The 14,256-nt window shown below is 50.2% G+C and carries 7 protein-coding genes and 5 pseudogenes; 5 read left to right on the top strand and 7 right to left on the bottom strand.

Annotated features, from left to right (window positions below; genetic code table 11):
• Positions 1 to 111: 111 nt before the first annotated feature.
• Positions 112 to 705 (bottom strand): tetracyline resistance-associated transcriptional repressor TetC, encoded by a 594-nt coding sequence (tetC, locus tag EFER_RS00155; protein WP_000428546.1) that lies wholly within the window; start codon positions 703 to 705, stop codon positions 112 to 114.
• 87 nt (positions 706 to 792) lie between these two features.
• Here tetC and EFER_RS00150 point away from each other — a divergent pair.
• A pseudogene (locus tag EFER_RS00150) lies at positions 793 to 1,188 on the top strand (helix-turn-helix domain-containing protein); the annotation flags it as partial.
• A 30-nt stretch (positions 1,189 to 1,218) separates the two neighbouring features.
• On the opposite strand, the pseudogene EFER_RS22575 reads toward EFER_RS00150, so the two are convergent.
• From EFER_RS22575 to EFER_RS00140, 3 genes and pseudogenes are all read right to left on the bottom strand, one after another.
• Positions 1,219 to 1,779, bottom strand: a pseudogene (locus tag EFER_RS22575) (IS4-like element ISVsa5 family transposase); the annotation flags it as partial.
• A 148-nt stretch (positions 1,780 to 1,927) separates the two neighbouring features.
• Positions 1,928 to 2,788, bottom strand: coding sequence for a broad-spectrum class A beta-lactamase TEM-1 (locus EFER_RS00145; protein WP_000027057.1), 861 nt, complete (start codon positions 2,786 to 2,788; stop codon positions 1,928 to 1,930).
• A 182-nt stretch (positions 2,789 to 2,970) separates the two neighbouring features.
• Positions 2,971 to 3,528 carry a recombinase family protein gene (locus EFER_RS00140; RefSeq protein ID WP_001235713.1) on the bottom strand — a complete coding sequence of 186 codons (558 nt, stop codon included), beginning with the start codon at positions 3,526 to 3,528 and terminating at the stop codon, positions 2,971 to 2,973.
• A 163-nt stretch (positions 3,529 to 3,691) separates the two neighbouring features.
• Here EFER_RS00140 and EFER_RS00135 point away from each other — a divergent pair, with 163 nt between their 5' ends.
• Positions 3,692 to 6,697, top strand: a complete 3,006-nt coding sequence (locus EFER_RS00135; protein ID WP_001143760.1) for a Tn3-like element Tn3 family transposase — start codon at positions 3,692 to 3,694, stop codon at positions 6,695 to 6,697.
• Positions 6,698 to 6,727: 30 nt separating this feature from the next.
• Here EFER_RS00135 and EFER_RS23960 read toward each other — a convergent pair.
• Together EFER_RS23960 and EFER_RS00120 are read right to left on the bottom strand one after the other, a co-directional pair.
• A pseudogene (locus tag EFER_RS23960) lies at positions 6,728 to 7,659 on the bottom strand (IS3-like element IS1133 family transposase); the annotation flags it as partial.
• Between the two features lie 30 nt (positions 7,660 to 7,689).
• Positions 7,690 to 8,313: a recombinase family protein gene (locus EFER_RS00120; RefSeq protein ID WP_000904897.1), complete on the bottom strand. Its 624-nt coding sequence runs from the start codon at positions 8,311 to 8,313 to the stop codon at positions 7,690 to 7,692.
• 125 nt (positions 8,314 to 8,438) lie between these two features.
• Between EFER_RS00120 and EFER_RS00115 the strand changes: the two genes are divergently transcribed.
• The 3 genes and pseudogenes from EFER_RS00115 to EFER_RS00110 form a co-directional block, all read left to right on the top strand.
• A complete protein-coding gene (locus EFER_RS00115) occupies positions 8,439 to 11,324 on the top strand; it encodes a Tn3 family transposase (protein WP_001138082.1) in 2,886 nt (961 codons plus the stop codon).
• 33 nt (positions 11,325 to 11,357) lie between these two features.
• Positions 11,358 to 11,894, top strand: a pseudogene (locus EFER_RS22570) (IS110-like element ISEc21 family transposase); the annotation flags it as partial.
• Positions 11,888 to 12,073: pseudogene (locus tag EFER_RS00110) on the top strand (IS3 family transposase); the annotation flags it as partial. The pseudogenes EFER_RS22570 and EFER_RS00110, both read left to right, overlap by 7 nt.
• A 107-nt stretch (positions 12,074 to 12,180) precedes the next feature.
• Here the strand turns inward: EFER_RS00110 and brxL are convergent.
• Positions 12,181 to 14,256, bottom strand: a complete 2,076-nt coding sequence (gene brxL, locus EFER_RS00105; protein ID WP_000205526.1) for a protease Lon-related BREX system protein BrxL — start codon at positions 14,254 to 14,256, stop codon at positions 12,181 to 12,183.

Genomic DNA, 14,256 nt, shown 5'->3' with positions numbered 1-14,256 from the left:
TATTTCGTCACCAAATGATGTTATTCCGCGAAATATAATGACCCTCTTGATAACCCAAGAGGGCATTTTTTACGATAAAGAAGATTTAGCTTCAAATAAAACCTATCTATTTTATTTATCTTTCAAGCTCAATAAAAAGCCGCGGTAAATAGCAATAAATTGGCCTTTTTTATCGGCAAGCTCTTTTAGGTTTTTCGCATGTATTGCGATATGCATAAACCAGCCATTGAGTAAGTTTTTAAGCACATCATCATCATAAGCTTTAAGTTGGTTCTCTTGGATCAATTTGCTGACAATGGCGTTTACCTTACCAGTAATGTATTCAAGGCTAATTTTTTCAAGTTCATTCCAACCAATGATAGGCATCACTTCTTGGATAGGGATAAGGTTTTTATTATTATCAATAATATAATCAAGATAATGTTCAAATATACTTTCTAAGGCAGACCAACCATTTGTTAAATCAGTTTTTGTTGTGATGTAGGCATCAATCATAATTAATTGCTGCTTATAACAGGCACTGAGTAATTGTTTTTTATTTTTAAAGTGATGATAAAAGGCACCTTTGGTCACCAACGCTTTTCCCGAGATCTCATCTATTGAAACAGCTTGATAGCCTTTTTCAACAAACAATATTCGTGCTGAGTTAACCAGTGATTGATAGGTACTCTTAAAATTTTCTTGTTGATGATTTTTATTTTCCATGATAGATTTAAAATAACATACCGTCAGTATGTTTATGGTATCATGATGATGTGGTCGTGACAATCTTAAGAACATTTAGGTTATTTTATGTATATTGAACAGCATTCTCGCTATCAAAATAAAGCTAATAACATCCAATTAAGATATGATGATAAGCAGTTTCATACAACGGTTATCAAAGATGTTCTATTATGGATTGAACATAATTTAGATCAGTCTTTACTGCTTGATGATGTGGCGAATAAAGCGGGTTATACCAAGTGGTATTTTCAGCGGCTGTTCAAAAAAGTAACAGGGGTCACACTGGCTAGCTATATTCGTGCTCGTCGTTTGACGAAAGCGGCTGTTGAGTTGAGGTTGACGAAAAAAACTATCCTTGAGATCGCATTAAAATATCAATTTGATTCCCAACAATCTTTTACACGTCGATTTAAGTACATTTTTAAGGTTACACCAAGTTATTATCGGCGTAATAAATTATGGGAATTGGAGGCAATGCACTGAGAGATCCCCTCATAATTTCCCCAAAGCGTAACCATGTGTGAATAAATTTTGAGCTAGTAGGGTTGCAGCCACGAGTAAGTCTTCCCTTGTTATTGTGTAGCCAGAATGCCGCAAAACTTCCATGCCTAAGCGAACTGTTGAGAGTACGTTTCGATTTCTGACTGTGTTAGCCTGGAAGTGCTTGTCCCAACCTTGTTTCTGAGCATGAACGCCCGCAAGCCAACATGTTAGTTGAAGCATCAGGGCGATTAGCAGCATGATATCAAAACGCTCTGAGCTGCTCGTTCGGCTATGGCGTAGGCCTAGTCCGTAGGCAGGACTTTTCAAGTCTCGGAAGGTTTCTTCAATCTGCATTCGCTTCGAATAGATATTAACAAGTTGTTTGGGTGTTCGAATTTCAACAGGTAAGTTAGTTGCTAGAACCCATGGCTCCTTTGCCGACGCTGAGTAGATTTTAGGTGACGGGTGGTGACAATGAGTCCGTGTCGAGCGCTGATTTTTTCGGCCTTTAGAGCGAGATTTATACAATAGAATTTGGCATGAGATTGGATTGCTTTTAGTCAGCCTCTTAGGGGTCTGACGCTCAGTGGAACGAAAACTCACGTTAAGGGATTTTGGTCATGAGATTATCAAAAAGGATCTTCACCTAGATCCTTTTAAATTAAAAATGAAGTTTTAAATCAATCTAAAGTATATATGAGTAAACTTGGTCTGACAGTTACCAATGCTTAATCAGTGAGGCACCTATCTCAGCGATCTGTCTATTTCGTTCATCCATAGTTGCCTGACTCCCCGTCGTGTAGATAACTACGATACGGGAGGGCTTACCATCTGGCCCCAGTGCTGCAATGATACCGCGAGACCCACGCTCACCGGCTCCAGATTTATCAGCAATAAACCAGCCAGCCGGAAGGGCCGAGCGCAGAAGTGGTCCTGCAACTTTATCCGCCTCCATCCAGTCTATTAATTGTTGCCGGGAAGCTAGAGTAAGTAGTTCGCCAGTTAATAGTTTGCGCAACGTTGTTGCCATTGCTGCAGGCATCGTGGTGTCACGCTCGTCGTTTGGTATGGCTTCATTCAGCTCCGGTTCCCAACGATCAAGGCGAGTTACATGATCCCCCATGTTGTGCAAAAAAGCGGTTAGCTCCTTCGGTCCTCCGATCGTTGTCAGAAGTAAGTTGGCAGCAGTGTTATCACTCATGGTTATGGCAGCACTGCATAATTCTCTTACTGTCATGCCATCCGTAAGATGCTTTTCTGTGACTGGTGAGTACTCAACCAAGTCATTCTGAGAATAGTGTATGCGGCGACCGAGTTGCTCTTGCCCGGCGTCAACACGGGATAATACCGCACCACATAGCAGAACTTTAAAAGTGCTCATCATTGGAAAACGTTCTTCGGGGCGAAAACTCTCAAGGATCTTACCGCTGTTGAGATCCAGTTCGATGTAACCCACTCGTGCACCCAACTGATCTTCAGCATCTTTTACTTTCACCAGCGTTTCTGGGTGAGCAAAAACAGGAAGGCAAAATGCCGCAAAAAAGGGAATAAGGGCGACACGAAAATGTTGAATACTCATACTCTTCCTTTTTCAATATTATTGAAGCATTTACCAGGGTTATTGTCTCATGAGCGGATACATATTTGAATGTATTTAGAAAAATAAACAAATAGGGGTTCCGCGCACATTTCCCCGAAAAGTGCCACCTGACGTCTAAGAAACCATTATTATCATGACATTAACCTATAAAAATAGGCGTATCACGAGGCCCTTTCGTCTTCAAGAATTTTATAAACCGTGGAGCGGGCAATACTGAGCTGATGAGCAATTTCCGTTGCACCAGTGCCCTTCTGATGAAGCGTCAGCACGACGTTCCTGTCCACGGTACGCCTGCGGCCAAATTTGATTCCTTTCAGCTTTGCTTCCTGTCGGCCCTCATTCGTGCGTTCTAGGATCCTCCGGCGTTCAGCCTGTGCCACAGCCGACAGGATGGTGACCACCATTTGCCCCATATCACCGTCGGTACTGATCCCGTCATCAATGAACCGGACTGCCACGCCCTGAGCGTCAAATTCCTTTATCAGTTGGATCATATCGGCAGTGTCGCGGCCAAGACGGTCGAGCTTCTTAACCAGAATGACATCACCTTCCTCCACCTTCATCCTCAGCAAATCCAGCCCTTCCCGGTCTGTTGAACTGCCGGATGCCTTATCGGTAAATATACGGTTTGCTTTCACACCTGCGTCTTTGAGTGCTCTGACCTGAAGATCAAGAGACTGCTGACTGGTTGAGACCCGAGCGTAACCAAAAAGTCGCATAAAAATGTACCTTAAATCGAATATCGGACAACTCATGTCTATTATTACAAATTTACGATTTAATAGACATATTAATGTAACAGTTTTACGATGTCCGATAATTTATAACATTTCGTACGGTTGGAAAAATGTTACTAAATGCCCGTCAGGCAGGGAGGCCGATATGCCCGTTGACTTTCTGACCACTGAGCAGACTGAAAGCTATGGCAGATTCACCGGTGAACCGGATGAGCTTCAGCTGGCACGATATTTTCACCTTGATGAAGCAGACAAGGAATTTATCGGAAAAAGCAGAGGTGATCACAACCGTCTGGGCATTGCCCTGCAAATTGGATGTGTCCGTTTTCTGGGCACCTTCCTCACCGATATGAATCATATTCCTTCCGGCGTCCGGCATTTTACCGCCAGACAGCTCGGGATTCGTGATATCACCGTTCTTGCAGAATACGGTCAGAGGGAAAATACCCGCCGTGAGCATGCAGCGCTGATACGTCAGCACTATCAGTATCGTGAATTTGCCTGGCCCTGGACATTTCGCCTTACCCGTCTTTTATATACCCGGAGCTGGATAAGCAACGAACGTCCTGGCCTGCTTTTCGATCTGGCGACAGGGTGGCTTATGCAACATCGTATTATTCTCCCCGGAGCCACTACGCTGACCCGGTTGATTTCAGAGGTAAGGGAAAAGGCGACGTTGCGCCTGTGGAACAAACTGGCACTGATACCGTCAGCCGAACAGCGTTCACAGCTGGAGATGCTGCTGGGGCCAACTGATTGCAGCCGCCTGTCTTTACTGGAATCACTGAAAAAGGGCCCTGTGACCATCAGTGGTCCGGCGTTTAATGAAGCAATTGAACGCTGGAAAACTCTGAACGATTTTGGCCTGCATGCTGAAAACCTGAGTACACTCCCGGCTGTGCGCCTGAAAAATCTCGCACGTTATGCTGGTATGACTTCGGTGTTCAATATTGCCAGGATGTCACCGCAGAAAAGGATGGCGGTTCTGGTTGCCTTTGTCCTTGCATGGGAAACGCTGGCGCTGGATGATGCATTGGACGTTCTGGACGCCATGCTGGCCGTTATCATCCGTGACGCCAGAAAGATTGGGCAGAAAAAACGGCTCCGCTCGCTGAAGGATCTGGATAAATCTGCATTGGCGCTCGCCAGCGCATGTTCGTACCTGCTGAAAGAAGAAACACCGGACGAATCGATTCGTGCTGAGGTGTTCAGCTACATCCCAAGGCAAAAGCTGGCTGAAATCATCACGCTTGTCCGTGAAATTGCCCGGCCCTCAGACGATAATTTTCATGAAGAAATGGTGGAGCAGTACGGGCGCGTTCGTCGTTTCCTGCCCCATCTGCTGAATACCGTTAAATTTTCATCCGCACCTGCCGGGGTTACCACTCTGAATGCCTGTGACTACCTCAGCCGGGAGTTCAGCTCACGGCGGCAGTTTTTTGACGACGCACCAACGGAAATTATCAGTCGGTCATGGAAACGGCTGGTGATTAACAAGGAAAAACATATCACCCGCAGGGGATACACGCTCTGCTTTCTCAGTAAACTGCAGGATAGTCTGAGGCGGAGGGATGTCTACGTTACCGGCAGTAACCGGTGGGGAGATCCTCGTGCAAGATTACTACAGGGTGCTGACTGGCAGGCAAACCGGATTAAGGTTTATCGTTCTTTGGGGCACCCGACAGACCCGCAGGAAGCAATAAAATCTCTGGGTCATCAGCTTGATAGTCGTTACAGACAGGTTGCTGCACGTCTTTGCGAAAATGAGGCTGTCGAACTCGATGTTTCTGGCCCGAAGCCCCGGTTGACAATTTCTCCCCTCGCCAGTCTTGATGAGCCGGACAGTCTGAAACGACTGAGCAAAATGATCAGTGATCTACTCCCTCCGGTGGATTTAACGGAGTTGCTGCTCGAAATTAACGCCCATACCGGATTTGCTGATGAGTTTTTCCATGCTAGTGAAGCCAGTGCCAGAGTTGATGATCTGCCCGTCAGCATCAGCGCCGTGCTGATGGCTGAAGCCTGCAATATCGGTCTGGAACCACTGATCAGATCAAATGTTCCTGCACTGACCCGACACCGGCTGAACTGGACAAAAGCGAACTATCTGCGGGCTGAAACTATCACCAGCGCTAATGCCAGACTGGTTGATTTTCAGGCAACGCTGCCACTGGCACAGATATGGGGTGGAGGAGAAGTGGCATCTGCAGATGGAATGCGCTTTGTTACGCCAGTCAGAACAATCAATGCCGGACCGAACCGCAAATACTTTGGTAATAACAGAGGGATCACCTGGTACAACTTTGTGTCCGATCAGTATTCCGGCTTTCATGGCATCGTTATACCGGGGACGCTGAGGGACTCTATCTTTGTGCTGGAAGGTCTTCTGGAACAGGAGACCGGGCTGAATCCAACCGAAATTATGACCGATACAGCAGGTGCCAGCGAACTTGTCTTTGGCCTTTTCTGGCTGCTGGGATACCAGTTTTCTCCACGCCTGGCTGATGCCGGTGCTTCGGTTTTCTGGCGAATGGACCATGATGCCGACTATGGCGTGCTGAATGATATTGCCAGAGGGCAATCAGATCCCCGAAAAATAGTCCTTCAGTGGGACGAAATGATCCGGACCGCTGGCTCCCTGAAGCTGGGCAAAGTACAGGTTTCAGTGCTGGTCCGTTCATTGCTGAAAAGTGAACGTCCTTCCGGACTGACTCAGGCAATCATTGAAGTGGGGCGCATCAACAAAACGCTGTATCTGCTTAATTATATTGATGATGAAGATTACCGCCGGCGCATTCTGACCCAGCTTAATCGGGGAGAAAGTCGCCATGCCGTTGCCAGAGCCATCTGTCACGGTCAAAAAGGTGAGATAAGAAAACGATATACCGACGGTCAGGAAGATCAACTGGGCACACTGGGGCTGGTCACTAACGCCGTCGTGTTATGGAACACTATTTATATGCAGGCAGCCCTGGATCATCTCCGGGCGCAGGGTGAAACACTGAATGATGAAGATATCGCACGCCTCTCCCCGCTTTGCCACGGACATATCAATATGCTCGGCCATTATTCCTTCACGCTGGCAGAACTGGTGACCAAAGGACATCTGAGACCATTAAAAGAGGCGTCAGAGGCAGAAAACGTTGCTTAACGTGAGTTTTCGTTCCACTGAGCGTCAGACCCCTTTCCCGCTCATGGACGGCAGCAATTGATGTTTGAGCAGTAGCTTTTGATATTCATGAGCGCAATATTGGCTCCCACGGTCTGTGTGTTGAATACAACCCGGTGGTGGTTTGCGTAAAGCCAACGCCATATTCAGTGCCCTTAATGCAAGATCCTGCTTTAATCGATCACCTGTTGCCCAGCCAATCACGCGACGGGAATACAGGTCAAGGATAACAGCAAGATAGACCCATCCTTCTCTGGTCCAAACATAAGTGATATCGCCTGCCCATTTCTGGTTGGGTGCGCTTGCGCTAAAGTCTTGTTTTAATAGGTTCGGTGCAATGTTGAAGGTATGATGACTATCCGTTGTCCGTTTGAATTTACGCGTTCGAACAACTGTAATGTTATTCTGGCGCATCAAACGTCCAACCCGACGCTGCCCAACCTGCAGGCCCAGCGCTTTCAACTCTTCTGTCATACGCGGCCTACCATAGCTCCCCAAACACAACCGATGCTGCTCACGTATATGCGCTAGAAGTATAAGATCACGACGCTGGCGCAGTGATGGAGGACGGCGTTTCCATGCGCGTAAACCACGATCTGTTACGCCCATCAAACGACATATGCGTGAACGTGAGAGAGAGCCACGGTAATCCGTAATAAACTGAAATCTCACAGCTTTTGTACTGCGAAAAATATTGCTGCCTTTTTTAATATCTCCCTCTCCTCCCGAAGGATACGGTTCTCTTTGCGTAAACGTTCATTCTCACGCAGAAGATCAGTGTCTTGGGTAGGAATTTTAGTTTCATCGGAAATTGATGCGATCCATTTCCCAAGCGTGGAAAGCCCAATACTTAAATCTGACGCAACTTGACGGCGTGTTAAGCCACTAGTGAGTGCTATGCGAACTGCATCACGCTTAAATTCATCACTATGCTTTAATGACATATATGGTCTCCTTGATAACAAATAATGCTCTCAAAAAGACCGGAACGAAACCGAGGCAAGACCACCATGGTCTCTGAGCTCGCCTTTGGGACCGACATATCGGTAGAGAGTGACGCGCTCGATGCCGAGTTCCTTGCAGAGATCGGAAACTGAAGTATCGCGCTGGGCCATGGCGGCTTGCGCGAGACGCACCTGAGCTTTGGTGAGCGCGAATTTTCGTCCGCCCTTGCGACCGCGCGCTCTCGCGGAGGCGAGACCCGCCATGGTGCGCTCTCGGATCAGATCCCGCTCGAACTCGGCCAAGGTGGCGAAGATTCCGAACACCATGCGACCGGACGCAGTCGTGGTGTCGATCTGAGCGCCCTTTCCAGTCAGAACCCGCAGGCCGATCTTGCGGTCTGACAGCTCCTTCACCGTGTTGACCAGATGGGCAAGCGATCGTCCGAGGCGATCGAGCTTCCAGACCACCAGCACATCGCCGTCACGCAATGACTTGAGGCAGGCAGTCAAGCCAGGGCGATCATCACGACCGCCGGAAGCAAGATCATCATAGATATTGTCCCGTTCGACACCTGCGGCGCGCAAGGCGTCGTGCTGCAGGTCGAGAGACTGCGAGCCATCGGCTTTGGAGACGCGGGCATATCCGATCAGCATGTATCACAAACGTTGGTTTGAGGCGGCGCTTCGGCCACGATTGCATTGACCTCTGGAAATGTATCTCAACCAGCTTCATAAACAAAGCGTCTTGAACGCTATCAGATTTTGAAAAAGGAACATGTATGCCGCGTCGCGTCACTCTAACCGATCGGCAGAAAGACGCGCTGTTGCGCTTGCCGACTTCACAGACGGATTTGCTCAAGCACTATACGCTGAGTGATGAAGACCTTGGGCATATCAGGCTGCGTCGGCGCGCTCACAACAGGTTCGGCTTCGCCCTGCAATTGTGTGTCCTGCGCTATCCCGGCCGGGTGCTGGCTCCAGGCGAACTGATCCCTGCAGAGGTCATCGAATTTATCGGAGCGCAGCTTGGCCTGGGTGCCGACGATCTCGTAGACTATGCTGCCCGCGAGGAAACACGGCACGAGCATCTTGCCGAGTTACGGGGGCTCTACGGCTTCCGCACCTTCTCCGGACGTGGTGCGAGCGAGCTGAAGGAATGGTTGTTCCGAGAAGCCGAGATGGCGGTGTCGAACGAGGATATCGCCCGTCGCTTCGTAGCCGAGTGCCGACGCACCCGCACTGTCCTTCCCGCGACATCCACGATCGAGCGGCTTTGTGCCGCGGCTCTCGTCGATGCCGAGCGACGCATCGAGACGAGGATCGCCAGTCGGCTGCCTATGTCGATCCGAGAACAGTTGCTGGCATTGCTCGAGGAGACGGCTGATGATCGGGTGACCCGTTTTGTGTGGCTGCGCCAGTTCGAGCCTGGCTCGAACTCTTCGTCGGCCAACCGGCTGCTCGACCGGCTCGAATATCTGCAACGCATCGATCTCCCCGAGGATCTGCTTGCCGGCGTTCCTGCCCATCGGGTGACTCGTCTGCGCAGGCAGGGTGAACGGTATTATGCCGACGGCATGCGCGATCTCCCGGAGGACAGGCGGCTTGCGATCTTGGCTGTTTGCGTCTCGGAATGGCAGGCGATGTTGGCCGACGCAGTGGTCGAAACCCACGACCGGATCGTCGGCCGTCTCTACCGTGCTTCGGAGCGTATTTGCCATGCAAAGGTCGCAGACGAAGCGGGGGTGGTGCGTGACACCCTGAAATCCTTCGCCGAGATCGGGGGCGCCCTGGTCGATGCACAGGATGATGGCCAGCCGCTGGGCGATGTCATCGCGAGTGGGTCAGGGTGGGACGGCTTAAAAACCCTTGTTGCAATGGCAACCAGGCTGACCGCCACCATGGCCGACGATCCGCTCAATCATGTGCTCGACGGTTATCACCGCTTCCGCCGATACGCTCCACGCATGTTGCGCCTGCTCGATCTGCGAGCTGCGCCCGTTGCACTGCCGCTTCTGGAAGCGGTGACGGCCCTTCGTACCGGTTTGAACGATGCCGCGATGACCAGCTTCTTGCGGCCCAGCTCGAAATGGCATCGCCACCTTCGGGCCCAGAGGGCTGGCGACGCTCGCCTATGGGAGATCGCGGTGCTGTTCCATCTGCGCGATGCGTTCCGCTCCGGAGATGTCTGGCTTACTAGGTCCCGGCGCTATGGCGATCTGAAACACGCACTCGTTCCGGCACAATCCATCGCGGAAGGCGGTCGTCTCGCTGTGCCATTGCGGCCGGAGGAATGGCTGGCAGACCGGCAAGCTCGCCTCGACATGCGGTTGCGCGAGCTTGGCCGTGCCGCTCGCGCAGGCACGATCCCGGGCGGGTCGATTGAAAACGGCGTTCTGCATATCGAGAAACTCGAAGCCGCCGCGCCGACAGGCGCCGAAGATCTGGTGCTCGATCTCTACAAGCAGATCCCGCCCACGCGCATCACCGATCTCCTGCTGGAGGTGGATGCGGCGACCGGCTTCACCGAAGCGTTCACCCATCTGCGCACAGGAGCACCCTGCGCTGACCGGATCGGGCTAATGAACGTTATCTTGGCGGAAGGGATCAACCTCGGCTTGCGCAAAATGGCGGATGCGACAAACACCCACACCTTCTGGGAATTGATCCGCATTGGACGGTGGCATGTCGAGGGCGAAGCCTATGACCGGGCGCTGGCCATGGTGGTCGAGGCACAGGCAGCGTTACCCATGGCCCGGTTCTGGGGCATGGGCACGTCGGCTTCGAGCGACGGACAGTTCTTCGTCGCTACAGAGCAAGGTGAGGCCATGAACCTGGTCAACGCGAAATATGGCAATACCCCGGGCCTGAAAGCCTATAGCCACGTCTCCGACCAATATGCGCCGTTCGCAACCCAGGTGATTCCTGCAACGGCAAGCGAAGCGCCTTACATCCTCGATGGCCTGCTGATGAACGATGCTGGACGCCATATCCGCGAGCAGTTCACCGACACGGGCGGCTTCACCGATCACGTCTTTGCCGCATGTGCCATTCTCGGCTACCGGTTCGCTCCGCGCATCCGCGACCTGCCATCCAAACGGCTCTACGCGTTCAATCCGTCGGCCGCCCCGGCGCACCTGCGAGCGTTGATCGGCGGAAAGGTCAACCAAGCCATGATCGAGCGCAATTGGCCCGACATCCTGCGCATCGCCGCCACCATTGCTGCCGGGACCGTCGCGCCAAGCCAGATTCTGCGGAAACTCGCCTCCTATCCGCGGCAGAACGAGCTCGCGACAGCCCTGCGGGAAGTCGGTCGCGTCGAGCGCACCCTGTTCATGATCGACTGGATTCTGGATGCCGAACTCCAACGGCGTGCCCAGATCGGGCTCAACAAAGGCGAAGCTCATCATGCGCTGAAGCGGGCAATCAGCTTCCACCGCCGCGGTGAAATCCGCGACCGTTCCGCCGAAGGCCAGCATTACCGCATCGCCGGCATGAATCTGCTCGCCGCCATCATCATCTTCTGGAACACCATGAAGCTCGGCGAGGTCGTTGCAAACCAGAAACGCGATGGAAAGCTGCTATCGCCCGATCTCTTGGCCCATGTTTCGCCGCTCGGATGGGAACACATCAATCTCACCGGAGAATATCGCTGGCCAAAGCCTTAGCGTAGGATTCCGCCCCCTCCCGCAAACGACCCCATATCAGCCCGCAGAGTCGCTCTCCAGATTATCCATTCAAATATTATCTCTGCCCCGGATGAATTACGTGAACAGCTCAGAAATATGACGCGCATGCAGCTCATCAGGACCCTGGGTTCCTGGAGACCTGATGCCAGTGAATACCGCAATGTAACCAACGTTTATCGCATTTCATTAAAGTCCCTTGCCCGACGCTATCTCGAGTTACATGACGAAATCGCTGATCTGGATGTCATGATTGCGGCAATTGTCGACGAGTTGGCACCTGAGCTGATTAAACGTAATGCTATCGGATACGAAAGCGCTTCACAGTTGCTGATCACTGCCGGAGACAATCCTCAACGGTTAAGATCAGAATCAGGATTTGCGGCACTGTGTGGTGTCAGCCCGGTCCCCGTTTCTTCTGGAAAAACGAACCGTTACCGACTTAATCGTGGTGGAGATCGTGCTGCAAATAGTGCACTTCACATCATCGCCATCGGACGCTTACGAACTGACGCAAAAACAAAGGAATATGTCGCCAGGCGTGTAATGCAGTGGCAGAATCGTTCTTCAGTTCACTCAAAAAAGAGCGCATCAGGAAGCGGATATACAAAACCCGGGACATGGCCCGGGCGGATATTTTCGATTATATTGAAGTGTTCTACAACCGGGCCCGGCGCCACAGTCATCTCGGCGGCGTCAGCCCGGAGGCCTTCGAAAAGGCCTCGCAGTGAGGACAGAAACTGTCTACCGGAGCGTGGTCACTCCACATTTAAAGAAACGAGCTTTGGTAAACATACCTGTAATGACTCCATAAAATGGCGCGTCAAACGACACCTAATCAATTAACCCCAAGCGCCTTAAACACGGCATCGACGGGGTCTGCATAAAAGCTGATCTGGAATTTTGAGAACAACTCAGCAGGAACCGTTGGAATATCTGAGGCTGAGGCCATTGGGAGCAAAATACGCTTTGCGCCACTGTCCATAGCTAACTGAAGACTGCCTGCAAGATCTTGAACAGGATTGACGACACCACCTAAAGTCATCTCACCCAAAACAACCATCTGCTCTTGAATCGGTCGGTTCATCAGAATTGAACAGAACGCAATTAATGCAGCGAGCGATGACTTTGTACTTGGCCCCGTATTGTGGAGCTCAACAACATGGAGGTGATACTCATGATCAGAAAACTTCGCCGACGCACTGATTCTATTCAGGTTACCTTTGAAATAATCAAAGCCAACACGCACAGCTTCTTTCGCTGCGGTATTCGAACCAAGGCCAGACACTGAGTGTTTACCAGAACCAGCCATCATCTGGGTTTCATAGCGATATAACCCAAGCTGCCCAGTGCTTCCCTGAGTAACCAAGTGCACGACACCAGCGCGAGGTAAGCCCTCAGGAATTAGCTTGCTGCCACCTTGTTCCGGTACATTGACGAAGAATTCTTCTAATGAATCGTTATCGATGTAGCTAAAGTGCACATCAAAAAATTCCATTCCGCCAAGCTTTTTCAATTGCTCTTTGACTCTACGTCTAGTTTCCAGCGCATAGGTCAGGCAGGCTCTTACATCATCTTTTGTGTACTGTGCGTCGGGGTGTAGTAGCTTTAACAAGCCCGAAACAGTTCTGCGTACAGCAATTACATCACGCTGATTAAGGTTATTACCGAGTTTGAAGAACTTATCGATAGCATCCGCAAAACTTCTTTTGCGCATTTCACGCATGTATTCAGCAAGATAGTCTGTGATTAATCCGTAACTATTGGTGAAAAATTCAGGACGCATCTTCGGTATTTCCCATCCAGGAATATAGGAATGGAAACGGTCAAAAAAAGCAGTGTCAATCATGGCTTCAGGAAAAGGTGCCAACAGATGACTGGTCTTCACCAGTGTCTCAACGCTTTGATTGATGTTACCGACGAATACCATGGAAGCCTTCGCTTCGATTGAATCACGACCACGGGCAAAAGACCCTGACGCCATATAATCTTTCATTATTTGGACGCCGTCTTTGTCTTTAAAGTTAATACCCGCTACTTCATCAAAGGCGACAACATCCCACATTCCGACCAACCCAACTTGGCGCGAGCTCATGTTATAGAACAAGTTCGCCACAGTTGTTTGTCCGCCCGAGACAAGCAATGAGTTTGGTGAGCACTCCTTGTAGACATGGCTTTTACCTGTCCCTCTTGGTCCGAGCTCACAAACGTTGTAGTTGTTTTCAACGAATGGGATCATACGAGTGATAAGATGCCATTTCACCCGATGCTCTAAGTTGGTTGGCTCCATACCCACGGAACGAAGCAACACATCCATCCACTGATCGGTACTAAAATGTCTTCTGGTTGAAAACACCTCATCCATGTTCATGGACGGCATTTGTATCGGTTTTAAACTCATAATGGAGAAAGGTGATGTCTTCTGACCTTCCTCAAAGAAATACTGCACGGTAATAATGCACCAGATGCCGCCAGTTAATAATTTTTCGTTGTCTTGTACTATTTTGGTCGGTACAAGGGCATCCTTGATACCCAGGTTCGACAACGCAGCTTCATAGACGTCTTTTTTCTGATTGAGCTTAACGCTTACTTTGTCGATGATTTTAAACATGCCGCGTTCACGGATCAGTGACTTCACTTTCTCCGCTTCATCTGGTCGGACATAGTTCTCAGCCAAGATTTTTTTCACATTATCAAGGCCTTGCATTACAACTTCGTCGTCATCGGACGCACAATACATGCCTAGTAAATACTCAAGCACATAGACAGGGACGTTAGCGCCTTCTTTCAATTGCTTTGTCAGATCTTTTCGAACGACACGGCCTTTAAAATATTGGTTGAGCAATGCGTCTAAATCGGCGCTTTGCATCTGATTTTTTTCGTCTTTATGATCTTGTGAAAAATCAGTTGTCAT

Source organism: Escherichia fergusonii ATCC 35469, from assembly GCF_000026225.1.
GTDB lineage: Bacteria > Pseudomonadota > Gammaproteobacteria > Enterobacterales > Enterobacteriaceae > Escherichia > Escherichia fergusonii.
Note: the sequence above shows the minus strand (reverse complement) of the source record. Positions and strands in the feature narration are given on the sequence as shown.

What these genes read in the sequence shown, in the direction of transcription:
- tetC (WP_000428546.1), bottom strand. Translation starts at nt 705, where the DNA reads ATGGAAAATAAAAATCATCAACAAGAAAATTTTAAGAGTACCTATCAA.
- EFER_RS00145 (WP_000027057.1), bottom strand. Translation starts at nt 2,788, where the DNA reads ATGAGTATTCAACATTTTCGTGTCGCCCTTATTCCCTTTTTTGCGGCA.
- EFER_RS00140 (WP_001235713.1), bottom strand. Translation starts at nt 3,528, where the DNA reads ATGCGACTTTTTGGTTACGCTCGGGTCTCAACCAGTCAGCAGTCTCTT.
- EFER_RS00135 (WP_001143760.1), top strand. Translation starts at nt 3,692, where the DNA reads ATGCCCGTTGACTTTCTGACCACTGAGCAGACTGAAAGCTATGGCAGA.
- EFER_RS00120 (WP_000904897.1), bottom strand. Translation starts at nt 8,313, where the DNA reads ATGCTGATCGGATATGCCCGCGTCTCCAAAGCCGATGGCTCGCAGTCT.
- EFER_RS00115 (WP_001138082.1), top strand. Translation starts at nt 8,439, where the DNA reads ATGCCGCGTCGCGTCACTCTAACCGATCGGCAGAAAGACGCGCTGTTG.
- brxL (WP_000205526.1), bottom strand. Translation starts at nt 14,256, where the DNA reads ATGACAACTGATTTTTCACAAGATCATAAAGACGAAAAAAATCAGATG.